Annotated in this window: 26 protein-coding genes; 11 read left to right on the forward strand and 15 right to left on the reverse strand. The window is 66.3% G+C overall.

The window, feature by feature from the left end; genetic code table 11:
- Positions 1-25: 25 nt before the first annotated feature.
- Both ACQPXH_RS28455 and ACQPXH_RS28460 read right to left on the reverse strand, forming a co-directional pair.
- Positions 26-1,186: an acyl-CoA dehydrogenase gene (locus ACQPXH_RS28455; RefSeq protein ID WP_433599534.1), complete on the reverse strand. Its 1,161-nt coding sequence runs from the start codon at positions 1,184-1,186 to the stop codon at positions 26-28.
- Between the two features lie 159 nt (positions 1,187-1,345).
- Positions 1,346-2,026 (reverse strand): TetR family transcriptional regulator, encoded by a 681-nt coding sequence (locus tag ACQPXH_RS28460; protein ID WP_433599535.1) that lies wholly within the window; start codon positions 2,024-2,026, stop codon positions 1,346-1,348.
- Positions 2,027-2,064: 38 nt separating this feature from the next.
- Between ACQPXH_RS28460 and ACQPXH_RS28465 the strand changes: the two genes are divergently transcribed.
- A complete protein-coding gene (locus tag ACQPXH_RS28465; RefSeq protein ID WP_433599536.1) occupies positions 2,065-2,343 on the forward strand; it encodes a helix-turn-helix domain-containing protein in 279 nt (92 codons plus the stop codon).
- 34 nt (positions 2,344-2,377) lie between these two features.
- Here ACQPXH_RS28465 and purE read toward each other — a convergent pair whose 3' ends face one another.
- On the reverse strand, positions 2,378-2,893 hold the full coding sequence (gene purE / locus ACQPXH_RS28470) for a 5-(carboxyamino)imidazole ribonucleotide mutase (protein ID WP_433603607.1): 516 nt from the start codon (positions 2,891-2,893) through the stop codon (positions 2,378-2,380).
- Positions 2,877-4,052 carry a 5-(carboxyamino)imidazole ribonucleotide synthase gene (locus ACQPXH_RS28475; protein ID WP_433603608.1) on the reverse strand — a complete coding sequence of 392 codons (1,176 nt, stop codon included), beginning with the start codon at positions 4,050-4,052 and terminating at the stop codon, positions 2,877-2,879. The genes purE and ACQPXH_RS28475 overlap by 17 nt, the downstream gene beginning before the upstream one ends.
- 177 nt (positions 4,053-4,229) lie before the next feature.
- Between ACQPXH_RS28475 and ACQPXH_RS28480 the strand changes: the two genes are divergently transcribed.
- Entirely contained in the window at positions 4,230-4,772 is a 543-nt protein-coding gene (locus ACQPXH_RS28480) for a GtrA family protein (protein WP_433599537.1), read from the forward strand.
- Here ACQPXH_RS28480 and ACQPXH_RS28485 read toward each other — a convergent pair.
- From ACQPXH_RS28485 to ACQPXH_RS28495, 3 genes are read right to left on the reverse strand one after another with little or no spacing between them, the layout of a single operon-like run.
- The gene (locus tag ACQPXH_RS28485) at positions 4,769-6,082 is read right to left on the reverse strand and encodes a sensor histidine kinase (protein WP_433599538.1); all 1,314 of its coding nucleotides are present in this window, start codon (positions 6,080-6,082) and stop codon (positions 4,769-4,771) included. The genes ACQPXH_RS28480 and ACQPXH_RS28485 overlap by 4 nt on opposite strands.
- A gap of 18 nt (positions 6,083-6,100) precedes the next feature.
- Positions 6,101-6,778: a response regulator transcription factor gene (locus tag ACQPXH_RS28490; protein ID WP_040686995.1), complete on the reverse strand. Its 678-nt coding sequence runs from the start codon at positions 6,776-6,778 to the stop codon at positions 6,101-6,103.
- A complete protein-coding gene (locus ACQPXH_RS28495; protein WP_433599539.1) occupies positions 6,775-7,287 on the reverse strand; it encodes a PH domain-containing protein in 513 nt (170 codons plus the stop codon). The genes ACQPXH_RS28490 and ACQPXH_RS28495 overlap by 4 nt, the downstream gene beginning before the upstream one ends.
- A gap of 264 nt (positions 7,288-7,551) precedes the next feature.
- Between ACQPXH_RS28495 and ACQPXH_RS28500 the strand changes: the two genes are divergently transcribed.
- The gene (locus tag ACQPXH_RS28500) at positions 7,552-8,505 is read left to right on the forward strand and encodes an acyl-ACP desaturase (protein WP_433599540.1); all 954 of its coding nucleotides are present in this window, start codon (positions 7,552-7,554) and stop codon (positions 8,503-8,505) included.
- 50 nt (positions 8,506-8,555) lie between these two features.
- Here the strand turns inward: ACQPXH_RS28500 and ACQPXH_RS28505 are convergent, their stop codons facing one another.
- Complete coding sequence (locus ACQPXH_RS28505) at positions 8,556-9,356, reverse strand: biotin--[acetyl-CoA-carboxylase] ligase (RefSeq protein WP_433599541.1); 801 nt, start codon at positions 9,354-9,356, stop codon at positions 8,556-8,558.
- 9 nt (positions 9,357-9,365) lie between these two features.
- A complete protein-coding gene (locus ACQPXH_RS28510; protein WP_433599542.1) occupies positions 9,366-9,545 on the reverse strand; it encodes a hypothetical protein in 180 nt (59 codons plus the stop codon).
- A 267-nt stretch (positions 9,546-9,812) separates the two neighbouring features.
- Between ACQPXH_RS28510 and ACQPXH_RS28515 the strand changes: the two genes are divergently transcribed.
- From ACQPXH_RS28515 to ACQPXH_RS28525, 3 genes are all read left to right on the forward strand, one after another.
- Positions 9,813-11,453, forward strand: coding sequence for an acyl-CoA carboxylase subunit beta (locus tag ACQPXH_RS28515; protein WP_433599543.1), 1,641 nt, complete (start codon positions 9,813-9,815; stop codon positions 11,451-11,453).
- A gap of 136 nt (positions 11,454-11,589) precedes the next feature.
- Entirely contained in the window at positions 11,590-11,919 is a 330-nt protein-coding gene (locus tag ACQPXH_RS28520; protein WP_433599544.1) for an acyl-CoA carboxylase subunit epsilon, read from the forward strand.
- Positions 11,920-11,923: 4 nt separating this feature from the next.
- Positions 11,924-12,559 (forward strand): Maf family protein, encoded by a 636-nt coding sequence (locus ACQPXH_RS28525; RefSeq protein ID WP_433599545.1) that lies wholly within the window; start codon positions 11,924-11,926, stop codon positions 12,557-12,559.
- Here the strand turns inward: ACQPXH_RS28525 and ACQPXH_RS28530 are convergent.
- Positions 12,485-13,270 (reverse strand): helix-turn-helix transcriptional regulator, encoded by a 786-nt coding sequence (locus ACQPXH_RS28530; protein WP_433599546.1) that lies wholly within the window; start codon positions 13,268-13,270, stop codon positions 12,485-12,487. The two genes, ACQPXH_RS28525 and ACQPXH_RS28530, sit on opposite strands and share 75 nt — an antisense overlap.
- Before the next feature lie 167 nt (positions 13,271-13,437).
- On the opposite strand from ACQPXH_RS28530, the gene ACQPXH_RS28535 reads away from it, so the two are divergent.
- The 3 genes from ACQPXH_RS28535 (at position 13,438) to ACQPXH_RS28545 (ending at position 17,363) form a co-directional block, all read left to right on the forward strand.
- Positions 13,438-14,352 carry a sulfurtransferase gene (locus tag ACQPXH_RS28535; RefSeq protein ID WP_433599547.1) on the forward strand — a complete coding sequence of 305 codons (915 nt, stop codon included), beginning with the start codon at positions 13,438-13,440 and terminating at the stop codon, positions 14,350-14,352.
- A 162-nt stretch (positions 14,353-14,514) separates the two neighbouring features.
- Positions 14,515-16,320, forward strand: coding sequence for an acetyl/propionyl/methylcrotonyl-CoA carboxylase subunit alpha (locus ACQPXH_RS28540; RefSeq protein WP_433599548.1), 1,806 nt, complete (start codon positions 14,515-14,517; stop codon positions 16,318-16,320).
- A gap of 74 nt (positions 16,321-16,394) precedes the next feature.
- On the forward strand, positions 16,395-17,363 hold the full coding sequence (locus ACQPXH_RS28545) for a patatin-like phospholipase family protein (RefSeq protein ID WP_433599549.1): 969 nt from the start codon (positions 16,395-16,397) through the stop codon (positions 17,361-17,363).
- Here the strand turns inward: ACQPXH_RS28545 and ACQPXH_RS28550 are convergent.
- A complete protein-coding gene (locus tag ACQPXH_RS28550; protein WP_433599550.1) occupies positions 17,316-19,424 on the reverse strand; it encodes a protein kinase domain-containing protein in 2,109 nt (702 codons plus the stop codon). The two genes, ACQPXH_RS28545 and ACQPXH_RS28550, sit on opposite strands and share 48 nt — an antisense overlap.
- Before the next feature lie 203 nt (positions 19,425-19,627).
- Positions 19,628-21,256: a serine/threonine-protein kinase gene (locus ACQPXH_RS28555; protein ID WP_433599551.1), complete on the reverse strand. Its 1,629-nt coding sequence runs from the start codon at positions 21,254-21,256 to the stop codon at positions 19,628-19,630.
- A gap of 195 nt (positions 21,257-21,451) precedes the next feature.
- Here ACQPXH_RS28555 and ACQPXH_RS28560 point away from each other — a divergent pair, with 195 nt between their 5' ends.
- Together ACQPXH_RS28560 and ACQPXH_RS28565 are read left to right on the forward strand one after the other, a co-directional pair.
- Positions 21,452-21,865: a DUF1707 SHOCT-like domain-containing protein gene (locus ACQPXH_RS28560; protein WP_433599552.1), complete on the forward strand. Its 414-nt coding sequence runs from the start codon at positions 21,452-21,454 to the stop codon at positions 21,863-21,865.
- On the forward strand, positions 21,865-22,203 hold the full coding sequence (locus ACQPXH_RS28565; protein WP_433599553.1) for a hypothetical protein: 339 nt from the start codon (positions 21,865-21,867) through the stop codon (positions 22,201-22,203). Before ACQPXH_RS28560 ends, ACQPXH_RS28565 begins: the two co-directional genes overlap by 1 nt.
- Before the next feature lie 13 nt (positions 22,204-22,216).
- Here ACQPXH_RS28565 and ACQPXH_RS28570 read toward each other — a convergent pair whose 3' ends face one another.
- The 3 genes from ACQPXH_RS28570 to ACQPXH_RS28580 all read right to left on the reverse strand — a co-directional run bounded on the left by ACQPXH_RS28570 (position 22,217) and on the right by ACQPXH_RS28580 (position 25,459).
- Positions 22,217-23,428 (reverse strand): hypothetical protein, encoded by a 1,212-nt coding sequence (locus ACQPXH_RS28570; protein ID WP_433599554.1) that lies wholly within the window; start codon positions 23,426-23,428, stop codon positions 22,217-22,219.
- A gap of 164 nt (positions 23,429-23,592) precedes the next feature.
- Positions 23,593-24,942, reverse strand: a complete 1,350-nt coding sequence (lat, locus tag ACQPXH_RS28575) for an L-lysine 6-transaminase (protein WP_433599555.1) — start codon at positions 24,940-24,942, stop codon at positions 23,593-23,595.
- 64 nt (positions 24,943-25,006) lie between these two features.
- On the reverse strand, positions 25,007-25,459 hold the full coding sequence (locus tag ACQPXH_RS28580) for an Lrp/AsnC family transcriptional regulator (RefSeq protein WP_014981966.1): 453 nt from the start codon (positions 25,457-25,459) through the stop codon (positions 25,007-25,009).
- Positions 25,460-25,502 lie beyond the last annotated feature (43 nt).

Genomic DNA, 25,502 nt, shown 5'->3' on the forward strand with positions numbered 1-25,502 from the left:
ATGAACACCCGGCCGGAATGCGTTATCAGCCCCGCAGCAGGGCGCGCGACATGACGACGCGCTGAATCTGGTTGGTGCCCTCGTAGATCTGAGTGATCTTGGCGTCACGCATCATTCGCTCCACCGGGAAGTCGGTGGTGTAGCCAGCGCCGCCGAAGAGCTGCACGGCGTTGGTGGTGACCTCCATGGCCACATCGGAGGCGAAGCACTTGGCGGCGGCGGAGATGAAGCCGAGGTTCTTCTCGCCGCGCTCGGCGCGGGCCGCGGAGGTGTAGACCATGAGGCGGGCGGCCTCGATCTTCATCGCCATATCGGCGAGCATGAACTGGGTGTTCTGGAAGTCGGCGATCGCGGTGCCGAACTGCTTGCGGTCCTTGGTGTAGGCGATCGCGGCGTCCAGTGCGCCCTGCGCGATACCGACGGCCTGCGCGCCGATGGTCGGGCGGGTGTGATCGAGGGTCTGCAGCGCGGTCTTGAAGCCGGTGCCCGGCGCGCCGACGATGCGGTCACCCGGCACCCGGCAGTTCTCGAAATACAGTTCGGCGGTGGGCGATCCCTTGATGCCGAGCTTGTGCTCGAGCGGGCCGACCACGAACCCCTCGTCATCCTTGTGCACCAGGAATGCGGAGATGCCGTTGGCGCCCTTCTCCGCATCGGTCACCGCCATGACGGTGTACCAGGAAGACTTGCCGCCGTTGGTGATCCAGCACTTGGAGCCGTTGATGATCCAGTCGTCGCCGTCCTGCTCGGCGCGGGTGCGCATGCCTGCGGCGTCGGAGCCGGCCTCACGCTCGGACAGCGCGTAGGAGGCCATCTCGCCGTCGACGATATCCGGCAGCACCTTCTGCTTGAGCTCCTCGGAGCCATTGAGGATCAGGCCCATGGTGCCGAGCTTGTTGACCGCGGGGATCAGCGAGGACGAACCACAGACACGGGCGACCTCTTCGATCACGATGCAGGTGGCGACCGAATCCGCGCCCTGTCCGCCGTAGGCCTCGGGCACGTGCACCGCGTTGAAGCCCGCGGCGCTCAGCGCGGTGAGTGCCTCCTCCGGGAAGCGGGCGTTGCCGTCGACATCCTTGGCGTACGGAGCGATTTCCTTCTCCGCCAGTCCGCGGATGGCCGCACGCAGTTCGTCGTGGAAGTCCTCGAGCTGGAAAAGGTTGAAATCGGGGTTCCCCGCCATGGGACACACTCCTGGGTTTGTCGGTCGTGATTTGCTGGATCGGAGTTCCAACGGTCGGCACTCAGTGCCATACCTTGATCGAGTATACGCCCAGAGAGCAGCGTCAAGTGCGGTTACATCGTGGCACTGAGTGTCAGATAGGGCATATCATGACTCCGGTCACAGACTACCGAGCTGCCGCGCCACCAGATCCGCGACCTGTCGCGGCGGCATATCCCTCGGGAACACCGCGACCACCATTTCCGCCGCCCCCGATCCGCGCCCACGCGGAATCGCCGCCAACTCCTCGCGCAGATCCGTCGCACCCGCATCCGATTCGCCGCGCACCATCCGGCGCAGCAGGTAATTGTGCGTGGCCGTCACCACCGCCGTGAACTGCACCCGTGCCAGATCCGGCACCTCCGGTAGCCGCTCACGCAGATAGTCGGTGAACAACCGCTCGTACCGGAACACGGTCACGATCTCGCGCTCGCGCAGCGCGGGCACCTTGCGCACCACCCGATACCGACGCTCGGCAATCTCGCGCCACTGGGTGAACCGCTCGAACACCTGCACCACCGCGGCACAGACCGCCTCCCACGGATCCCCCTGCGCCGCCGCCAAGAACTCCGCCGCCCGGGCCAACTGCGACTCGTGATCTGCGAAGATCACATCCTCCTTCGACCTGAACTGCCGAAAGAACGTCCGCCGCGAAATCCCCGCCGCCTCCGCGATCTCATCCACGGTCGTCGCCTCATATCCCTGCTCGGCGAACAGCCGCAATGCCTGATCCACCACGGTCAGCCGAAACCTGGCCGCATCATCCCCGTTACGCCCCCGAACGGTTTCCTCAATCGCCACCGCATCACCGTACTGACCCCGGCTCATGCGCGATCCGCATGGCCGAAAAAGCTGTCAGCCTGCTGGCATTCATCCTCGCCCGAGCCGCTGGCGGTCGCGGGGTCTCGATAGTCCCGTCGCATGCCGAACTGACCACGCAACAAGCGGCGGCCATGCTGAATGTGTCGCGGCCGTACGTCGTCGGCCTCCTGGAGACAGGCGAAATCCCATTTCGACTGGTTGGGACGCACCGCAGAATCCGGTTCGACGACCTGAAGGAGTATCAGCGGCGCAGTGCGGCCACGAGCCGCGCCGCCGCTGACGAACTCGGCGTCTGACCATGACATCTGGGCGGCTCGGCTGACCAGCAAATCAGCTGTGGCCGAGGAGTTTGCCCCGCAGCGCATCGTCCTTCTCCAGGACCATGGCTTCCAGGCCGGCCTGGAACTGCTCCATCCGAGTGCGCAGGGCGGAGTCGGCGGTGGCGAGGATGCGGGCGGCGAGCAGGCCGGCGTTGCGGGCGCCGCCGATGGAGACGGTGGCCACCGGGACGCCCGCAGGCATCTGGACGATGGACAGCAGGGAGTCCATGCCGTCGAGATATTTGAGCGGGACGGGGACGCCGATCACCGGGAGCGGGGTGGCGGACGCGACCATACCGGGCAGGTGGGCGGCGCCGCCCGCGCCCGCGATGATGACCCTCAGGCCGCGGCCCGCCGCCTCGCGGGCGTAGTCGAGCATGCGCTGGGGCGTGCGATGCGCCGAGACGACGCCGACCTCGAAGCGAATATCGAACTCCGCCAAGGCGATTGCGGCGGCCTCCATGGTCGGCCAGTCGGAGTCGCTGCCCATGATCAGGCCAACTTGCGCATTACTCACCGTGGGGATCCCATCCGTCGGTCCAAATCGCGTGCGACATCCAGTACGCCGCACGCTCGGCCTGCTCGCGCACCGCGGCGACATCGTCGCCGAGCACGTTGATATGCCCGATCTTGCGATCCGGGCGTTCGCCCTTGCCATAGAGGTGCACCTTCGCCTCCGGCAGTCTGGCGAAGAGGTGGTGCAGCCGCTCGTCCATCGACATGGTCGGTGCCTCGGCCGCGCCGAGAATATTCGCCATCACCGTGACCGGCGCCAGCGGACTTGTGTCGCCGAGCGGATAGTCCAGCACCGCGCGCAGATGCTGTTCGAATTGGCCGGTGCACGCGCCGTCCATGCCCCAGTGTCCGGAGTTGTGCGGGCGCATGGCCAGTTCGTTGATCAGGATGGCGCCGTCGTTGGTTTCGAAGAGTTCGACGGCCATCGCACCGACCACACCGAGTTCCTCGGCCAGGTTCAGCGCGAGCGCCTCGGCCTGCGCGGCCAATTCGTCACTCAGGTCCGGTGCGGGCGCGATCACCACGGCGCACTGGCCGTTGCGCTGCACCGTCTCCACCACCGGCCAGGTCGCGGCCTGACCGAACGGCGAACGCGCCACCATCGCCGACAGTTCGCGCTTCAGATCCACCTTGGCCTCGGCGAGCAGCTGCACACCGTGTGCGAGCTGATCGGAAACGATCGCCGCGGCCGCGGCCGCCGACTCCGGCATCCAGACGCCGCGCCCGTCGTAGCCGCCGCGGACTGCCTTCAGCACGATCCGCCAGTCGTGCTCGTCACCGAAACGCACCGCATCGGCCGCCGAAGTAACTTGCACGAAGGCCGGCACAGGCAACCCGAGCTCGGACAGCTTCGTCCGCATGGCCAGCTTGTCCTGCGCGAAGACCAGCGCGTGCGGCGGCGGCTGCACATTCACGCCCTCGGCGACCAACGCCTCCAGATGTTCGGTCGGCACATGCTCGTGATCGAAGGTGAGGGCGTGCGAGCCGACAGCGGCCTTGCGCAGCGCGCTCAGATCGGTGTGGCTGCCGAGTACGACCTCGGGGCTCACCTGTGCGGCCGGGTCATCCGGATTCTCCGCCAGCACCCGCAGCCGCTGACCGAGCGCGATAGCGGCCTGGTGCGTCATGCGCGCGAGCTGGCCACCACCGATCATGGTGACGGTGGGCATGGCGGCAGGATCGAACGAACGGCTGGGGGTCACGCCTGCACCCTCCACCTCGCTGACGCTCGGTTCCGGCGTCCCCCCCATGGACGCTGTGTTGACGGTTCGCTCGCTTCGCTCCCTCACGTCGTCCAATCTTGTCACGTCCGGGCACCACGATCCCTACCGGTACACTCGGGCCTTGTGCCTTTCGTCGACGACGTGGTCAACGTCCTCCCCAAGCCCTTGCGGGAGATCGCTTACCGCCACCACGAACTGATCAAATTCGCCATCGTCGGCGCGACCACGTTCATCATCGACTCGGGCATCTTCTATGTGCTCAAGTGGACCGTGCTGGAGACCAAGCCGGTCACCGCGAAGATCATCTCCGGTGTGATCGCGGTCATCTGCTCCTACATCCTCAACCGCGAGTGGTCGTTCAAGAACCGCGGCGGGCGCGAGAAGCACCACGAGGCGCTGCTGTTCTTCGGCGTCAGCGGCGTCGGTGTCGTATTGAGCTTCATCCCGCTGTGGATCTCCAGCTACGTCTTCGACCTACGCCAGCCCGATGTGAGCTTCACTGTCGAGAACATCGCGGACTTCATCAGCGCCTTCATCATCGGCAACTTGCTGCAGATGGCGTTCCGCTTCTGGTCGATGCGGCGCTGGGTGTTCCCGGACGAAATCAGTGAGCTCGTCGAGGAAATCGAAGAGCTGCTCGAAGAAGAGCAGCTCGGCCACAGCTAGCGCGGCTCGGGCGCCTGCGCGCCGTTGGGTGTGCGTTGTGACGCGCTCGATCCGAGGAACATCGCGAACAGCGCAGGGCGGCGGCGCTGCAATTCCAAGCGCCCACCGTCGGCCTCGATGAGTGCCCTCGCAAGAGCGAGTCCGACACCGGTCGAGCCGCCTGCGGAGAAACCACGATCGAATATGTGCGGCGCGAGTTCGTCACGGACGCCGTCGCCCTCGTCGGCGACCTCGACCACCACCACGGGCTCGCGTTCGCTGACGGTGCGCACGGTGCGCACCGATACCGTGCAGGTGCCGCCGCCGTGCATCAGCGCATTGTCGACCAGCACGGCGAGTGCTTCGCGCAGCCGGGAACCGGTGATCGGGGCGCGCAGCGATTCGTCACCGATCAGCCGCAGGATCCGGCCCGCCTCGGTGAACGGATGCGACCATTCCTCGACAACGCCGCGCAGTTCGTCCATCACCGGCACCGGATCGCGATCGGCGGCATCCTCGTCGCGCGAGGCCCGCACCAGATCGTCGATCGCATCGGTCAGCCGGTCGACCTGCGCCATTGCCTCCTCGGCCTCGTGCACTACGGCCGGATCGGAATGCGCGGACAACTCGTCCAGCCGCAATCGCACCGCGGTCAGGCGACTGCGCAGCTGATGCGAAACGTCCGCGACCAGCGCGTGCTCGCGCTGCAGTCGCCCGGCGATCTCGACGGTCGCCGAATCGAGCACATCGGAAACCCGGTCCAGTTCGGAAATCCCGTGCCGCCGCGGATCCGGCCGGAAGTCGCCCATGGCCAGCCGAGCGGCGCGGGCCGCCACGTCGCGCAGCGGATCGGCGACCCGGCGCGCGGTGATCATGGCCACCGACACCGCCGCGCCCAGTGAGGCGAGCACCGCGAAGGCGACCACCGCGACGGCCTGGATCTGCCGCGTATGCATCGGCCCCGACGGCACCTCCAGGCGCAATGAACCCTTGGTGCCCATCGCCAGCGATTCCACCACCGGATCGTGAACCTGCTCCGCGCCGATATCGACCCGCGACGCATTGTCCTGCGGCGCCGGATAGATGATGGTCAGCTTGCCGTCCTTGGGGATCAGCGGCCGCACCAGACGGGTGTCGAGTTCGCCGAGCACCGCGCCGTCGCCGTGTTCCTGGGCGATGATCTCGGAGGCGACCCGCTCGAGCCGGTTTTCCAGATCGTTGCGGGTGATGTCCTCGACCCAGAGCCACGCGGTGTAGATCAGCGGGACGCCGAGCACCACCGTGGTGATGGTCAGCACGGTGAGTATCGATCGCAGAATTCTGCGTCTCATATCAGTTGCGCCGCACCATCAATCGGTGTTCAACCGGAACCCGACACCGCGCACGGTGACGATGCGTCGCTCGGCCATCGGGCCCTCGTCACCGATCTTGCGACGCAGCCAGGACATGTGCATATCCAAGGTTTTCGAACCGCGCAGCTCGGCGTCGCCCCACACCTCGCGCAGGATCGTCTCACGCGGCACCACCTGGCCCGCCCGATCGATCAACACCTTGAGCAGCTCGTATTCCTTGTTGGCCAAGCCGACTTCGACGCCGTTCACCAGCACCCGGCGCGCCGCAGGCTCCAGCCGGATACCGCCGACCTCGACCGCCTCGTCACCGATTCCGCTGCGCCGCAACAAAGCTCGCACCCGGGCGAGCAATTCGGCCAACCGGAACGGTTTGCCGACATAGTCATCCGCGCCCGCGTCCAACCCGACGACGAAGTCCACCTCATCGGTGCGCGCGGTGAGCATCAGCACGGCCAGATCGGCACCGCGGGCGCGCACCTGGCGGCACACCTCGAGCCCGTCCATACCCGGCAGGCCCAGATCGAGGATGAGCAGGTCGTGATCGCCCTCCAGTGCGCGTTCGAGTACCGCGGGCCCGAAGCGTTCCACGGTGACCGAATAGCCCTCGCGCCCGAGCGCACGCGACAGCGGTGCGGCGATGGCCTCATCGTCTTCGGCCAGCAGTACGGCGGTCATTGGCCCAGATTATCCCGGGATCCCTCGAACACCTGCCGGTACAGCAGTGCGTGCACCTTCTGCACCTGCGGGATGTCGTCGTATTCGAGCGGTTCCTCCGAGGACGATCCGATGATCAGGGTGCCGGTGCCGAGCATCCGGTCGAACAGCCCGTGCCGGAACTGCACACTCGAAATCCGGCTCATCGGGATATCGATGCCGGTGTGGGTGAGCACGCCCTGCCGGATGAGCACCCGGCGATCGGTCACGATGAAGTGCGTCGACTGCCAGCTGATAATCCTTGCGACACAACGCCATACGATGATGCCGAGCCAGACGACCAGCAACACGATCAGCAATACCGAGCGGGTCGTGCCTTCGGTCCTGCGCCAGATCAGTCCCCCGGCGAATCCGGCCAGCGCGGTCGCGATGATGAGCGTCACGATCGGCCAGAACAGCATTTTCCAATGCGGATGACGATGGAGTATCAACTGCTCGTCCGGGGCGAGCACCTCCTCCGGATAACCCATGCCGGAACCCTACCGCGAGAACACGCCGGAAAGCGTGGACAGCGACGCGCGCCGTGCTGCACAATCGGCACCTTGCGCCGTCACCACCTCGAGAGGCTCTCGAGCAACCTCGAGATTCCGCACAGGATCGCTCCATAGCCTCGATCCGACGGCAGCCGCTCGACCCGGCTCTGCCGTAGCTCTCGTTTTGTTCTGCTCAACGCTCTGCCTGTGAAAAGACAAGTCCGGCTTGACAAGACGTCGAAAACGATCGTGGAGGCGTGTATGACCAAAGATCTGACCCAGCTGGAAATCCTGACCGAACTCGAACCGGTGGCCGAAGCGAATCTGAACCGCCACCTGTCGATGACCAAGGACTGGCACCCACACGACTACGTCCCCTGGGACGAAGGTCGCAACTTCGCCGCGATGGGCGGCCAGGACTGGGAGCCGGAACAGTCCAAGCTGAACGAGGTCGCCAAGGCCGCGATGATCACCAACCTGCTCACCGAGGACAATCTGCCCTCCTACCACCGCGAGATCTCGGAGAACTTCTCCTCCCACGGCGCGTGGGGCACCTGGGTCGGGCGCTGGACCGCCGAGGAGAACCGGCACGGCATCGTCATGCGCGATTACCTGGTCGTCACCCGCGGCGTCGACCCGGTCGCGCTCGAGCAGGCCCGCATGATCCACATGACCCGCGGCGTGCATTCGCCCGACGCCTGGAGCGGATTCCTGGTGAATGTCGCATATGTGACCTTCCAGGAACTGGCCACCCGGGTCAGCCACCGCAATACCGGCCGGGTCTGCGACGACCCCATCGCCGATCGCATGCTGCAGCGCGTCGCCGCCGACGAGAACCTGCACATGATCTTCTACCGCAACCTCTGCGCCGCGGGCCTGGATCTGGCGCCCGACCAGGCCATGGCGGCGATCACCAAGATCCTCACCAACTTCGTCATGCCCGGCTACGGCATGCCCGACTTCCGCCGCAACGGCGCGCTGATGGCCAAGCACGGCATCTACGATCTGCGCCAGCACCTCGAAGAGGTGCTGCAGCCGGTGCTGAAGAAGTGGAATGTCTTCGACCGCAACGACTTCGGACCGCGGGGCGAACGGGCGCGCCAGGAACTCGGCGAGTTCCTGGAGAAGCTGGAGCAGGACGTACTGAAGTTCGAGGAACAGCGCGACCGCCTGCTCGCCCGCGAGGCGGCGCGCGGCATCATGCAACCGGTCTGATCCCCTGACGCCGGAAGTCCCTTGTCGAGTGCCCCGCAAGGGATTCCAGGTCAGTAGTCGGCGCGCAGGTGGGTTACATCGGCGGCGGAAACGACGTGCTCGCCGATGCGCAGGCGACCCGCGCTGTCGACATCGGTGGCAATGCCCTCGAGGGTCTGGCCGCCGGGCAGTTCGGCACGCACGGGTGCGCCGAGGGTGGCGCAGCGGTCGCGGTATACGCCGATCAGGTCGGTGGTGGCCCAACCGGCGTCCCGCCACGCGGTGAAGCGACGGGCGAATTCGGTCAGCAGTGACCGCACGAGCTCGGTGCGGTCGGTGACCTTCGCCCCCGCCAGCGTGAGCGAAGTGGCATGCGGCACCGGCAGTTCCGCCTCGGTGAGACCGACATTCAGGCCGATCCCGACGACAACGGCGGGCGCCCCACCACCGGAGGCGACTTCGGCCAGGATGCCCGCGACTTTGCGACCATCGATCAGCACATCGTTGGGCCACTTCAGATTCGCGTCCACACCGGCGGTCGCGCGCAGTGCGTCCACCACGGCGACACCGGTGAGCAGCGGCAGCCAGCCGAGCGCGGCAGGCTCGATGCCGGGCAGCCGCACCAACACCGACATCGCTATCTGTGCGCGCGGCGGGCTGACCCAGCTCCGAGCGTGCCGACCCCGGCCCTGCTCTTGGGTTTCGGCGAGCAGTACCGCGCGATCGGCGTCGAGTTCTCCGGCCCGAGCGATCAGGTCCGCATTGGTGGACCCGGTCGACTCCACCACGGCGATGTGGGAGAAGAACGACAGCTCGGGCGACTCGATGAGACTGCGCCGCAACTGCTCTGCATCCAACGGTGGCCTGTGCACACCGGCAGGCTATCCGACGAGGTCGTACTCGCGAATCGGCACCGCCACGGACATGCCGTCATCGGATCCGGCTTCGACCTCGGCCCACTCCTGCCGATCCACTACGGTCGGCTCGGTCTCCACGGTCTGCCAGCTGGTCCACGAGGTCGCCGCGGCGTGCTCGGCGACTCTGCTGCTCCATCCCCACATGATTTGCTCCTCAGCCAGGTGTGCTTCCTCCCATGCCCCGCACTGCCCCCATATCTCGAGCTGAAATGCGAACGCCCTCAGGGTATCCGGGCACCGCCGGGCCGCTCCACCGATTTTCCGGCCTCTAGCACCGCGTTCGGGTCGGCAATCGACCAGGAAGTTTGCCGCCATTCACATGTTGGAACATGATCTAGCTGCGGTTTTCTACTGACCGGTAAGCGACACTCGGTTACCGAGAGGTACTGGCACTGGTTACACTCCGGAGCCATGACGAGTGTCCAGCACCAGCCCGCATCGGAATCGGCGGGCGCCCCCGATATCCACACCACCGCTGGGAAGCTGGCTGATCTGCGGAATCGGCTCGAAGAGGCCAAGCACCCCATGGGTGAAGCCGCGGTCGACAAGGTGCACGCCAAGGGCAAGATGACCGCCCGCGAGCGCATCATCGCACTGCTGGACGAGGGCTCCTTCGTGGAACTGGACGCGCTGGCCCGCCACCGCAGCGTGAACTTCGGCCTGGAGCACAACCGGCCACTCGGCGACGGCGTGGTGACCGGCTACGGCACCATCGACGGCCGCGACGTCTGCATCTTCAGCCAGGACGTCACCGTCTTCGGCGGCAGCCTCGGCGAGGTCTACGGCGAGAAGATCGTCAAGGTGATGGATCTGGCGCTCAAGACCGGCCGCCCGCTCATCGGCATCAACGAGGGCGCGGGCGCGCGCATCCAGGAGGGCGTCGTCTCGCTGGGCCTCTACGGCGAGATCTTCCACCGCAATATCCAGGCCTCGGGTGTGGTCCCGCAGATCTCGCTGATCATGGGCCCGGCCGCCGGTGGGCACGTCTATTCGCCCGCGCTGACCGACTTCGTCGTGATGGTCGACGGCACCAGCCAGATGTTCGTCACCGGACCGGATGTCATCAAGACGGTCACCGGCGAGGACGTCACCATGGAGGATCTCGGCGGCGCGCACACCCACATGACGAAATCCGGTGTCGCGCACTACGTCGCCTCCGGCGAGCAGGACGCCCTGGACTACGTCAAGGATCTGCTGAGCTATCTGCCGAGCAACAACCGCGCCGAGGCCCCGCGCTTCCCGGCCACCGACCCGATCACCGGCGCCATCGAGGATTCGCTCACCGACGAGGACCTCGAGCTGGACACGATCATCCCGGATTCGCCGAACCAGCCCTATGACATGCACGAGGTCATCCGCCGGCTGCTCGACGACGACGAATTCCTCGAGGTGCAGGCCGAGCGCGCGATGAACATCATCGTCGGCTTCGGCCGGGTCGACGGCCGCAGCGTCGGCATCGTCGCCAACCAGCCGACCCAGTTCGCGGGCTGCCTCGATATCGACGCCTCGGAGAAGGCCGCGCGCTTCGTGCGCACCTGCGACGCCTTCAATATCCCGATCATCACCCTGGTCGATGTTCCCGGCTTCCTGCCGGGCACCGGCCAGGAGTACAACGGCATCATCCGGCGCGGCGCGAAGCTGCTCTACGCCTACGGCGAGGCTACTGTGGGCAAAATCACGATCATCACCCGTAAGGCTTACGGTGGCGCCTACGACGTCATGGGTTCCAAGCACATGGGCGCCGATGTGAACCTCGCGTGGCCGAGTGCTCAGATCGCGGTGATGGGCGCCTCGGGCGCCGTCGGCTTCGTCTACCGCAAACAGCTGCAAGAGGCCGCGAAGAGCGGAAACGATGTCGATGCGCTGCGCCTGGAGCTGCAGAACGAGTACGAGGACACCCTCGTGAACCCCTACGTCGCCGCCGAGCGCGGGTACGTCGACGCGGTCATCCCGCCCTCGCACACCCGCGGCCAGATCGTCTCGGCGCTGCGTTTACTCGAGCGCAAGATGGTCACCCTGCCGCCGAAGAAGCACGGCAACATTCCGCTGTGATCAAGCGATACCCTCGATGGGCCGCGCACACTGGTTGCAGAGACGCAATGAGTCGATTCGAGGATGATGATCGCTTGATCCATATGTCTTCGAGTTGGGCATGGGCTCGATCGAAATAGAGAGAGGATCTGGCACTGTGACGACCGTGGCAGATGAAGATGTGTTGACCGCCGTCGAACTGGATCTCACAGTCGACCCGATCGCGGATGCGGTCGAGGCGGCCGCACCGGCGGCAGCACCGGCCTCAGTGGTGGCCGAGCAGCCGTTCATCCGAGTCATCAAGGGTGCGCCGTCCGACGAGGAAGTCGCGGCGCTGGTGTGTGTGCTGTCGGCGGCCGCGAACGGCGGCGCGAGTAGCGGACCGGTCGGTCCGTCCGACTCCTGGGGTCGCCCGACCCTGATGCACCGCGGCACCTCGCCGTTCTCTCCGTACTCTTTCCCGCAACTGTCACACCTGCGCGACTGATCGGATGACGAGACTCGTTCTCGCCTCCGCGTCGCCCGCCCGCCGCGCGGTATTGCGCTCGGCGGGCATCGAACCCGTCGTCCGGATCTCCGATGTCGACGAGGACGCCGTCGCCGCGGCACTGCCGCCCGGCACGGCGCCCGAGGTCGTCGTGGTAGAACTCGCGCGGGCCAAGGCACGGTCGGTGGCCGCCACGATTCCGGATTTCGCCGCGGATTGCGTTGTGGTCGGCTGTGATTCGATGCTGCTCGTCGACGGCGAACTGCAGGGTAAGCCGCATACGCCCGAGGTCGCGCGGGCCCGCTGGGCCGAAATGGCCGGGCGCAGTGCGGATCTCATTACCGGCCACTGCGTCCTGCGCATCCGCGACGGCGAAATCGTCGCCGAATCCGTCGACTGCAGCTCCACCACAGTGCATTTCGCCAAGCCCGAACCCGAGGAACTGGACGCCTACATCGCGACCGGCGAGCCGTTGCAGGTGGCCGGTGCTTTCACCCTCGATGGCATGGGCGGTTGGTTCGTCGATCGCATCGATGGCGATCCGTCGAGCGTTATCGGGATCGGACTACCACTGCTGCGCCGACTGCTTGGCGACGTTGGGGTCGGCATTGCGCAGTTGTGGCGGCACTCGCCCAGCTGACGGCGGCGCGATCCGCGCCTCCGTCCCGGCCTCCGCGCCGATCGGCACCGGTGTCGCGTCGCGCTCCGGCTCCCGCCGCGCCATGAGTTCCAGTCGAACCACGCAGAGCTCCGGCTCGACGAATGGTTGCAGCCGGGCATTCACCTCACCACGCACCCCGTTGCGGTCGAGCACCTCTTTGATCAAGCCCAGGTGCACGCCGCACACCACCTCGGAATGGGTGCGCGCGAGTTCGCGCAGCGGGCAGGCGGTGAGCCGGATCAGCACCTGTTCATCGGTTTCGGCGGCCGCGTCACGCTCCGGCGCGAAACCCAGTTCGGACATCAGCGTCATGGTGACGTCCTTGGCGTCCACCAGCGATTCGACCGCATGGTCACCCGCGTCGAGTTTGGCGCCCCAGGCACGTCCGGCGGCAATGGCCGCCTCGGAGCGACGCCGCGGATCAGGGCCGAGCTGATCGGCCAGGACCTGGGCGAGTTCCTGATAACCAACCGATCGCTGGACCGCGCTGTAGCCGATGCGCGGGCGCCCACGGCCGCGCGGTGGTTGCTGGAACTGCCGCACCAGCGATTCCCTGGTAAGCACATCCAGATGGAACCGAACAGTGGTGACGTGCTGTCCGGTGATTCTGGCCAGTTCTTGGGCGTCGAGAGGTTCGCTGGCGCCACGTAGGATCGCGAGCAGTCGACGCCTCGGCCAAGAATCGGACATAGCTCACCCCTCCTCCCGGGAGACTTTATCGGATGAGGGTGCGATTTATTCGCCCATTCAGCCGATTTGTGATCTGAAACGAGTTTCACTAACGCCTCACACCCAACATCGGCGTGAGACCCGAACTGCTGTAACCACCCGTCTACCTCGTGTGAAGGACCCATATCGTGCCCGCTGCCCCGGACTCTCATCCAGCCTTCGGTTCGTACGCACATCCTCACCGACTAGTAACCACAGAGTGGCTGTCGGCAAACATCGGCACGCCGGGACTGAAGATCATCGAGTCCAACGAAGACATCCTGCTCTATGACATCGGACACGTTCCAGGCGCCACCAAGATCGACTGGCGGGGCGACCTCAACGATCCGGTCACGCGTGACTATATCGACGGTGCCCGGTTCACCGAGTTGATGCGCGCCAAGGGAATCGAGCGCGACGATACCGTGGTGATCTACGGCGATCGAGGCAACGCGCAAGCTGCGCATACGTTCTGGGTCTTCACCCTGTTCGGGCATCCGGATGTGCGACTGCTCGACGGCGGACGGGACGCGTGGATCTCCGAGGTGCGCGACACCACCTTCGACCCGCCTTATCTGCCGCGCAGCGAATATCCGACGGTCCGGCGCGATGACAGTTCGGTGCGGGCGTTCCGCGAGGATGTGCTGGCACACCTCGGCAAGCCGCTGATCGACGTGCGCTCCCCCGAGGAGTACTCCGGTGAGCTGATCCAGCCGCCTGCCGATCCCGAGCACGCGGCGCTGCGCGGCGGACATATTCCGACCGCGACCAACATTCCGTGGACCGAGGCATTCCACAGCGGCGGGCGCTTCCGCTCCCGGGCCGAATTGGACGATATCTATGGCGCGCTGGCGATCGCGGATGATCTGGTCGTCTACAGCCAGGTCGGCGAGCGGTCCAGCCACACCTGGTTCGTGCTGACCTATCTGCTCGGGTTCGAAAGCGTGCGCAAGTACGACGGGTCCTGGACCGAATGGGGCAACTCGGTTCGTATGCCGATTGCCAAGGGGTATGAACCGGGTGACGCACCGACGGCCGGTACCCGCAAGGCGCGCGCCCGATAGCCGTGATCTGGGCGCATCACAACGGAATGCGCATTGTGATGTGTGACCTACCGTGGAGTAGGGCTATCCGAGTGCGGCGGTTGTTGGCAGACTGCCTACACTCGCCCGAGACGGAAGTATGTCGACCACGGGCGACCAAGAAGATTGCTAACAGGAGGCTCAGTGCCCAGCCATGCCAGCGCGCGGATATCGAAGGTGCTCGTAGCTAACCGAGGCGAGATCGCCGTTCGCGTGATCCGGGCGGCCAAGGATGCCGGTATCGGCAGTGTCGCGGTGTACGCGGAGCCGGATGCCGATGCCCCCTTCGTGAAACTCGCCGACGAGGCATTCGCCCTCGGCGGGCAGACCTCGGCCGAGTCGTACCTCGTCTTCGACAAGATCCTCGACGCCGCGGCCAAGTCCGGCGCCGACGCCATCCACCCCGGCTACGGATTCCTTTCCGAGAACGCCGACTTCGCCCAGGCCGTCATCGACGCCGGGCTGATCTGGATCGGCCCCTCCCCGCAGTCCATCCGCGACCTCGGCGACAAGGTCACCGCGCGCCACATCGCCGAGCGCGCGAAGGCGCCGATGGCGGCGGGCACCAAGGATCCGGTCAAGAACGCGGCCGAGGTGGTGGAGTTCGCCAAGGAGTACGGCGTGCCCGTCGCGATCAAGGCCGCCTTCGGTGGTGGCGGTCGCGGTATGAAGGTCGCGCACACCATCGACGAGATTCCGGAGCTGTTCGACTCCGCTGTCCGCGAGGCCACCGCGGCGTTCGGTCGCGGTGAATGCTTCGTCGAGCAGTACCTGGACAAGGCCCGCCACGTCGAGGCGCAGGTCATCGCCGACAAGCACGGCAATGTCGTGGTCGCCGGTACCCGCGACTGCTCGCTGCAGCGCCGGTTCCAGAAACTGGTCGAGGAGGCGCCCGCGCCGTTCCTGACCGATGACCAGCGCGCGCGTATTCATGCTTCGGCCAAGGCCATCTGCAAGGAGGCCGGTTACTACGGTGCGGGCACCGTGGAGTACCTGGTGCAGGGCGACACCGTGTCGTTCCTCGAGGTGAACACCCGCCTGCAGGTCGAGCACCCGGTCACCGAGGAGACCGCGGGAATCGACCTGGTGCGTCAGCAGTTCCGCATCGCCGAGGGCCACGAGCTGGCGATCAAAGAGGATCCGACGCCGCGCGGGCACGCCTTCGAATTCCGGATCAACGGTGAGGACGCCGGCCGCGGCTTCCTGCCCGCGCCCGGTCCGGTGTCGGTGTACGAAGAGCCCAGCGGTCCGGGTGTGCGCGTCGATTCCGGTGTGGTGCAGGGCAGTGTGATCGGCGGTCAGTTCGACTCGATGCTGGCCAAGCTGATCGTCACCGGCGAGAACCGCGAGCAGGCGCTGCAGCGGGCCCGGCGCGCGCTGGCCGAATTCCACGTCGAGGGGCTGGCGACGGTCATCCCGTTCCACCGCGCGATCGTCGAGGACCCGGCGTTCATCGGTGACGGCGAGAAATTCGACGTCTACACCAAGTGGATCGAGACCGAGTGGGTCAACACCGTCGAGCCGTACACCCCGGCCGGTGCCGACGCTGACGAGGACGAGGATCTGCCGCGGCAGAAGGTCGTCGTCGAGGTCGGCGGACGCCGGGTCGAGGTGTCGCTGCCGGGCAACTTCACCGTCGGCGCCGGCGCCGCGGGTGCGGGCAGCAATGGCGCGGGAGTGATCCGCAAGAAGCCCAAGCCGCGCAAGCGTGGCGGCGCAGGCGGCGGTGCGGCCTCCGGTGACGCGGTCACCGCGCCGATGCAGGGCACCGTGGTCAAGGTCGCGGTCGAAGAGGGCCAGTCGGTCGAGGCGGGCGATCTGATCGTGGTGCTCGAGGCCATGAAGATGGAGAACCCCGTCAACGCGCACAAGGCCGGTGTGGTCACCGGACTGTCCGTGGAGGCGGGCGCGGCCATCACCCAGGGCACCGTGCTGGCAGAGATCAAGTAAACAGCTGGCGAAGACCGTCTCGGAGCGGGCGCTGGACACCTACGTCCGCGCCCGCTCTGTCGTATCGTGGATCGGTGACCAGCTCTGCCGTCGTGCCCACCGTCGCGGAGGTCATCCGCGGTCGACGTGAATCAGCCAGCCGCGCCGACGGATACCGCCTCGCCTTGGTCGTCGAGGGTGGCGGCAGCCGCGGCGTCTACTCCAGTGGGATGGTGCAGGCGCTCGAGGAACTCGGGCTCGCCGCGGTTTTCGATGCCGTATACGGCACATCGGCAGGGGCGATCAACGCGGCCTGGTTCTTGTGCGGGCGGGCAAAGTCGGGCATGCGGGCCTGGACCGATCCGGTGATCATGCGGCGCGCGGTCGATCCGGCCCGGCTGCTGCGCGGGCGTCCCGCCTTCGATCTGGACTACCTGGTGAACCAGGTCTACGACGGCATCGAGCCGATGGATTTTCCGGCGATTCTGGCCAATAGCACCACCTTTCATCCGATCGGCACCGATATCCGCAGCGGGCACGCGGTCGATCTGCGTCGGCATATCGTCGACAAGCCGACGCTGATGACCGCGCTGCGGGCCTCGGCGGGGCTGCCGATTCTCGCGGGTCCGCCGGTGCCGCTCGGGGGTGCCGAATATCTGGATGGTGGGCTGTCCGAAACCGTGCCGATCCGCACCGCGGTGCGCGACGGCGCGACGCACGCCTTGGTGCTGCGCACCCGACGCACCGATGAAAAGCGCCCACCCGCGCCGCGGCTGCACCAGGTCGTCGGGGGTAGCTATCTGCGCGTCAGGGCACCGGGGGCTTACCGCGCCTGGCTGCAGCGGCCCCATCAGCAGGCCGTCGAGGACAACTTCCTGGCGAGTCTCGGGGATGCGGCTCTGCAGATCCACCCGCCCCTCGGCTCCCCGGATGTGGATAGCGCCGCGCGCGATACCGCGCTGCTCTACCAGGCATTGACGATCGGGCGGCAAGCCGTGCATGCGTCCCTGGCCGCGCTAGTCCAGTTCGACGGTGGCGCCGTTGGAGAGCATGAAGTCGTGTAGTTCGAGCCGACTCGGAGTGGCATTCTGCGCGATGTCGAAGACCAGCTGGGTGGTGGCCGTTTGGCCGGGCTGGAGTTCGAACGAATAGCCGTAGCGGCGCTGGGTGGTCTGCCACATGGTCGCGATCGCGTTGTGGTCGACTTGGCGGCCCTCGGTGTCCACGAGACGTTGGCCGACCGGCAGGAACCACTTCGCCTCGTCGGAAGTATTGCGGACCTCGACGGTGACCACGGAATACGAGCCGCTCGCATTCTGCAATCCGATCCGCGGGACACCGGAATCCACCGAGGTGACCACGAATTCGAACTTGCCGTCGCGAACCGGGCTGTTCAAGCCGGCAGCTACCGGCGCGGGCGGCTCGGCTGATTGCGCGGTATCGCCGTCACGCACCGCGGCGGATGGATCGGCCGTGCGCGTGCCGCCGCCGCTACCGGTATTGCCGAAGGCGATCAGCGCGGCACATCCCGCAGCCAGCATGAACGGGGTCAGGAAGATCACCACGAGTGCGCCGACCAGCCTGGACAGGAAGGACTTACGCCGCCGACGCTGATACTTGCGCCGCGGTGGCGCGATCCATGGGCGGCGCTGTGAGACCGACCAGCGAGGGGCGAGCGGAGCCCGCCGCGGTTGTGGTGCAACGCGTTTCGCTGCGCGGACGACCGGCGTCGGTTGGACCGCAGGACGATTCGGTGACCATGGGGAATGCCGCGGTGCGGCGGGTATCACCGGCTGCGGTGCCAATCGGGTTGCCACGAGTGTCGGCGTCGGGCCGGGCTCGGGCAGGATCTTGGTGGGATCGAGTGGCTTCGGCGACTTGACGGGTGACGCTGGTGATTCTGCCGACGGAGACGGCGTGTGTGTCTTCACCTGTGGTGGCGCGTGGGTCTCCAGTCGCGTCCGCGCGGGTGTCTCCACTCGCGTCCGCGCGGGTGTCTCCGCGCGCGTCGGTGTCGGCTGCACATCTGCTGCCGGACGTCGAGTCTGGGGTAACGGCGCGTGCGGCTGTGGTGCGCCTGAGAGCGGAGGCTGGGGTGCCGACCGCGACGGATGCGACTGCGGCGCATCCGGGTGTGCAGGCTGGGCCGAAGCCGATTGCGACGCTTGCGGCCGCGGCGCATCTGGGAGTGGAGGCTGCGGGGCGAGCACCGCTGGTGGCCGAGCGGACGCAGTCGGCGCATTGGGTGTCGAGTGCTGGGCAGAGGGGGTGGCCACGTCGGGTGTCGATGGATGCGGTGTGGGGTCTGGGAGGCGCGCGAAGGCGGCGGCCGCGTATGCGGCGGCGGCGAATTCGCGGGCGGTGGGATAGCGGTGGGTCTGGTCCTTGGCCATGCCGCGGGCGATCACCGCGTCCAATTCCATTGGGACCGCGGGGTTCACGGTCGATACGCGGGGCGGGTCGGTCATCAGGTGGCCGTGCATCTGACGGGCCGGGTCGGTGTCGCCGTAGGGGCGGCGACCGGTCAGGCATTCGTAGAGGACGCAGGCCAGGGAGTAGACGTCGGAGCGGGCGTCGACGGTGCCGTTGAAACGTTCCGGCGCCATATAGGCCCAGCTGCCGATGGCCATGCCGGTGGCGGTGACGGCCGTCTGGCCCAGGCTCCGCGCAATGCCGAAGTCGATCAGATATGCATGCCCACCGGTGCCGACCAGGATGTTCGACGGTTTGACATCGCGGTGGATCAGCCCGGCTCGATGCGCCGCATCCAGACCCGAGGCCGCCTGCGTCACGAAGTCGACGGCCGCCGCAGGTGTCAAAGTGCCGACCCTGGTCAGCATTTCGGCCAGGTCGATGCCATCGATGTACTCCATATCGATGTACAACCGGCCGTCGAGTTCCCCGAAACCGTGGATCGGCACGATATGCGGATGTCGCAGACTCGATCCGAGCCGCGCCTCCCGCTGGAACCGCTTTCGATAGTCCGCATCGGCGGCCACCTGCTCCGCCAACACCTTCAGCGCGACCGTGCGCCCGGTTTCACTGTCATGCGCCAGCCATACCGCCCCCATACCGCCCCGTCCGAGCAAACGGTCGAGCCGGTACTTTCCGAACTGTTCCCCCATCACTGACCTCCATCGCTGGGACGAGGCGGATGGCCGCGCCATTGCGGAGTGGGGCGGCAACCCGATCGAAACCGCATCGCCGAACCTATCCCGACCCTAACCCCGCCACCCATCCTCGACCAGTGTGAGCTCCCCTACGTAGTCCTACTCAATCGGCGACACACGACCGCCGCAAACGCCGAGGTGCGCCCTTCGGCAATGCTTTACTTGCCCGGCTTGGCGCGGCCGCCATGGCCGGGCTTGCCCTTGTTCGGCTTGTCGTTGCCCGAGTCGCCATTGGCCGAGTTGTCCACATGCGGATTTCCATTGCCAACGATCGTGGGTTCGGACTGCTGTTCGGGTACCTCGCCGAAGGGCTGCGCGGGAACCCAATTCGCGTTGCCACCACCCGCAGTTCGACATGCGAGCGGTGTTCCGTCGGCAGCGGTACCAATGCCGTCGATATCCGGATTGCACAGTTGCCCCACACCCGGAATCACCAAATTCGGCGTCGCCGCCTGCGCCGACTGTGGCGGCACCAACGATGCGGGAACAGTAGGGGTAGTAGTCCTGCCAGACGACGGTGCCGCGGAACTTGTTTCGCCCCCCGGCCGCCCCAACCACAGCCCCAACCAGATCACAGCGACCAACGCAGCAATGGCAGCAGCCGCGTGCCCCGGCCCAACTCCCCACGCCAACTCGACATCTCGCCCCGGCTCCGCGACACCCCCGCCAACCCACGTCGACTCACTGGAGGCCCGAACATCCCGCGTCCGCTCGACTGCGGCCGCATCGCCGCGCCCCGGCTGACCCCCAGACCAGCCGCCCCACATCGAATGACGCATACCGCCGACATCACGTATTCCCTGCCCCTCGGCCTTACCGACCCGCATCGGCCCGCCCACAGACCCGGCGACCCTCGTCGGCTCGGGGACGCGTGGCTCGGCACCGACGCCGAGCGACTCGGCCGCACGCCACGGCTCGGGCAGGCCATAGTTTGTCGGCACACTTTCCGCTGCGATCTCGACGGTCGAGGCCTCGCGGCCGGTCACCGCGACATACGCCGCGGAGGCGAATTCGCCTGCGCTGGAATAGCGCTGGCTCGGGTCCTTGGCCATGGCGTGGGTGATGACGGCGTCCAGGGTCGCGGGTACGGCGGGGTTCAGGGTGGTGGCGCTGGGTGGGGCGGTCAGCAGGTGGGCGCGCAGTTGCTGTGGGGAGTCGACATCGCCGAAAGGTCTTTGGCCGGTGAGGCATTCGTACAGAACGCAGGCCAGTGAGTATTGGTCCGCGGGCGCGTCGGCGACACCGTCGAAGCGTTCCGGTGCCATATATGCCAGGGTGCCGACCACATTGCCGTGGGCCGTGATCGCGGGCTGATCAATGCGATGCGCGATGCCGAAGTCGATCAGGTGGACGAACCCGGTCGGGCCCACCATGATGTTGGAGGGCTTGACATCGCGGTGCACCAGGCCGACCCGGTGCATGGCATCGAGCGCCATCGCGGTCTGCGCGATGATCGCGACGGCACGCGCCGGATCCAGCGGCCCGCCGTCCCGCAGCAATGCGCTGACATCGGTGCCCTCGATGAACTCCATATCGATATAGAGGCGGCCGTCGAGTTCGCCGAAGGTGTGGATCGGAACCCGGTGCGGTCCCGGGGCCTGGGCCGCCAGGCGAGCCTCCCTGGTGAATCGCAGTCGGCAGGTCGGATCCGCGGCGTGCGAGCAGGCCAGCACCTTGAGTGCGACAGCGCGGTCGGCGACGGTGTCCCGGGCGAGCCAGACCTGCCCGGTCTCACCGGTGCCGAGCAACCGATCGAGGCGGTAGTGGCCGAACCACGTCTTGCCCATGTCGAACCTCCTACTACCTTCCGTTCATCTTTTGGCTACCCGAAATCCACACCGGCATTACAGAATCCGCCAATTGGTTCCGGTGGTATAGGCGATCATGACGCAACCTGCCCGCTCGGCGTCGTGAAATTCGACGAGTACGGCGTCGATGCGGGAGCACGGGAGCGTTCAGCAAAAGCCGCTAGCCTTGCTGTTATGAGTGACCTGCCCGAGATTCGCATCGGCACCGCGGAGCGTGAGCAAGCGATGCAGCGCTTGTCCGATCATTTCGCCGCCGGGCGGCTCAGCGTTGCGGAGTTCGACGAGCGCAGCGCCGTGGTCGCGGCCGCGCTGACTCGCGGCGAACTGGATAAAGTCTTCGTCGACCTGCCCGAACCCGCACCCGTTGCCGCGGCGCCCGCCAAACCCGATTCCGGGTTCATCGCCGAGTGGCCGGAGCGGGTGATGGCGGTGATCCCGATCCTCGCCGTCATCCTCTTCTTCGTCACCGGCAGCTGGCTCTGGTTCCTCGCCATCCCGCTCGCGGGCGCACTGCTGTTCGGCGGTCGGCACGAGCATCGACGTCGCCGCCCGCGCGACCGTCGCCGCCGTAGGGAGCTGGAGGACTGATGGAGCCCGTCGAAATCAATGCGGGCACCTGGTACCTGCGTGCTTTGCGCGCCGACGACCGTATCGATGACCGCCCCGCCCTCGCCGACGGCGGTATCACCGATCCCGACTACGTCTCCCGCCGCACCGAGCAGTGGGATGACGAATCCCATTTCTCCTGGGCCGTCTGCGAACCCACCACTGCCGAACTGGTCGCCGAAATCGTCGTCACACCCGGTGCAGGCAACACCGCCGAACTCACCGGCTGGGCCCGCCCCGGTTACGAGCCAGCCCTCGAAACCGGTACCACCGCGGTCCGCCGCTTCGTAGCAGGCGGACTCGGCCTCCGACTCCCTTGAGCCAGTGGCCGATTCAGCGCATCACACCGGTGTGTCCGGTTGAGTAGCGGCCCGGTTGCGGCCAGATGGTGAGTCCGTGCGCCCCACGCCCAACGGGAATGCGCGCCAGCAGGTTCCAGTTCTCGATATCGATGGCGTACACCTCACCGTGGTTTCGACCCGATACCCAGAAAACGCGGCCGTCCGCGGAGAGGTTGCCCATGTCAGGACTGCCGCCGCCCGGTATGAACCACTTGTGCACCAGGGCATTTGCGGCGAAATCCCAGACGGAAATGCTGCCCTCGCGGCGGTTGGTGATGAGCATCTGTTTGGAGTCGCGTGTGACATACAGGCCGTGGGTGCCTTTGCCGGTCGGCACGAAACCTGTGTTCTCCCAAGATGATGCGTCAATGGTGTAGATGCCGTCCGCGACCATATCGGCGATGAAGAAGGTGCGCCCGTCCGGGGACAGTTTGACGTCCTGCGGCATGCCGCCACGACCGCCCGGCAGGTCGATCATCTTGACCACCTCGCGCTCGGCCACATCGAAAACCAGCATGCGGCCGATGAATTCACAACTGACCACGGCGAATCGACCGTCGGCTGTGAAGTCCATATGGTCAACGCCCGCGCAGTCGGGCACCGCGAGGGCGTGCACCTTCTGCCAGGTGTGCGGATCGTAGAAGTCCAGCGACTTATCCGCCTCGGCGACGACCAGCGCGTATCGGCCATCCGGCGTGTAGTACATGTTGTAGGGGTCGCGCACCGGGAAGGGTTCGCCGGGTTTGCCGGTGCGCGGATCGATCGGCAGCAGGGTGCCTCCGCCGATCGGCAGATCATTGGTGACATACAGCGTCTGCATGTCATAGGACGGCACCACATGCTGGGGTTCGCGACCACCGGCCGGGAAATTGTCGATCACCTGGAAGGTTGCCGGGTCGATCACCGAAACCGAATGCGATTCACTGTTCGGCACGTAGACCAGGGGCCGATGATCGGCCACCGCCGGACTCAACTCCCGGTTCGCGGCATAGACGTCGGTCGGCGACAGCGGTGGCGGCATGCCGGGTAGCAGATTCTCCAGATGCGGCGGTGCCGCGCTGGTCGGGGCGGCGACCGTGGTGGGCGGCGGAGTCGGCACACCCACCGATCCGGCCTCGCTCGGGGCGCACCCCGCGACCGTCACGAGGGCGGTCAGCGAGGCGAGCAGTGGTGCGCAGGTACGGTGATTGCGCTGTCGGTTCACGCGCTGCACCGTGCCAGGAGGTGGTGAAGACGAGATGACATGGGTGCGAAGCCTAGGCGTTGCCGCCCGGATTCCACAGCTATCGCCGCCAGGGCGCGACGGTTTGCCCGAATCATCCGGAAATACGTACTCGGACAGTCAAATTTCCGTTTGCGGTCGGATAACTATCCGGCGTCGTTGAGCACCCGATCGAGCGCATCGACCACGGCATCCAGCTCCGATTCGGTAACGGTGAGCGGCGGCCGGAACCGGATGCCGCGTTCGCCGGTGCCGAGAATCAGCACATGCTCGCGTTCCCGCAGCGCGGTCAGCACCTCGTCCCGCAGTTCGGCCGAGGCCAGCGTGATGGCACACATCAAGCCGCGTCCGCGCGGTTCGGTAACCCGAGGATGGTCGGCCGCAAGCTGTTCCAGACGCCGCAGCAGATGCGCGCCGAGCGGCCGTGACCGCTCGATCAGCTCATCGCGCTCGAACACCTCGAGGATGCGCCGGGTCCGCACCATATCGGTGAGGTTGCCGCCCCAGGTGGAATTTATCCGAGAGCTGACCACGAAGACGTTGTCGGGCACCTCGTTCACGCGCCCGCCCGCCATGATGCCGCAGACCTGGGTCTTCTTGCCGAACGCGACGATATCGGGCTCGAGCCCGAGTTGTTGGTAGGCCCAAGTGGTTCCGGTCATGCCGACGCCGGTCTGCACCTCGTCGAGGATGAACAGCGCGTCGTTCTCACGGCAGAGCCGCTGCACGGCCTGCAGGAACTGCGGGCGCATATGCCGGTCGCCGCCCTCGCCCTGGATCGGCTCGGCGATGAAACACGCTATGTCGTGTGGGTTTTCGGCGAAGGCGCGGCGCGCCTGGTCGAGTGCGTGTGCTTCCGCGGCGGCGATATCGACACCGTCGGCCAGGAACGGCGCATCGATGCGCGGCCAATCGAACTTGGGGAAGCGGGCCGTCTTCACCGGGTCGGTGTTGGTCAGCGACATGGTGTAACCGGTGCGGCCGTGGAACGCTCCGGTCAGATGCAGCACCTTGGTGCCGAGTTCCGATGCGCGCCCGTGGGATTCGTTATGCCTGCTCTTCCAGTCGAACGCGACCTTGAGTGCGTTCTCCACCGCCGGTCCGCCACCGTCGATGAAGAACAGGTGCGGTAGCCGGGTATCGCCGAGCACCCGCACGAAAGCTTCGACGAAGCGGGCCATCTCGACGGTGTAGATATCGGAGTTGCTCGGCTTGTTGAGCGCCGCGACGCTCAGTTCCGCGCGGAACTCTTCGTCCTCGGCCAGGGCGGGATGGTTCATGCCGAGGGCATTCGAGGCGAAGAAGCCGAACATGTCGAGGTAGGAGCTGCCGTCTCGTTCGTCGACGATCAGGCAGCCACGGGATTTCCGTAGATCCAGCACCAGGTCGAATCCGTCGGCGAGGATGTGTGCCGACAGGATCTCGTGTACCCGGGAGGCGGGGATGACCGGTGCAGTGCCACTCCCCGCGCGGGTGCGCTCCAGTTCGATGGTCACATCAGTAGGGTACGAAAATCTTTATGAAAATTCTACGTAATAACGGAGCAATTACGGCCAGACGCTATCTGTCGTAGAATGTCTGCAAGATGATGGTGCTTCGAGTTCGCACGTTGGCGGTCGCCCTGATCTCCTGCAGCAACTGCTCGAGGTGCCGGGGAGAGGCCACCCGCACCAGCAACATGTAACTCTCGTCACCGGCCACCGAATGGCATGCCTCGATCCCCGGGATATGTTGCAGCACGGCAGGCGCGTCATCGGGTTGCGAGGGGTCGAGAGGAGTGATGGCGACGAATGCCGACAACAGTTGCCCGAGCGCCTCTGGATCGACATGCGCGGTATAGCCACGGATCACACCGCGCGCCTCTAGTCTGCGGACCCGCGACTGCACGGCGGAGACCGATAAGCTCGCCTTTTCGGCCAGATTCGACAGGGTGGCGCGACCATCGGCCATCAGTTCACGAATGAGCAGGCGATCGATGTCATCGAGTACGGGTCTTGCCGGTGTATCCGCCATCAGCGAAGGCTAACCCAGCGGAGGCTACTCGTGGCAAAAACTT

Source organism: Nocardia sp. CA-135953, from assembly GCF_050955735.1.
GTDB lineage: Bacteria > Actinomycetota > Actinomycetes > Mycobacteriales > Mycobacteriaceae > Nocardia.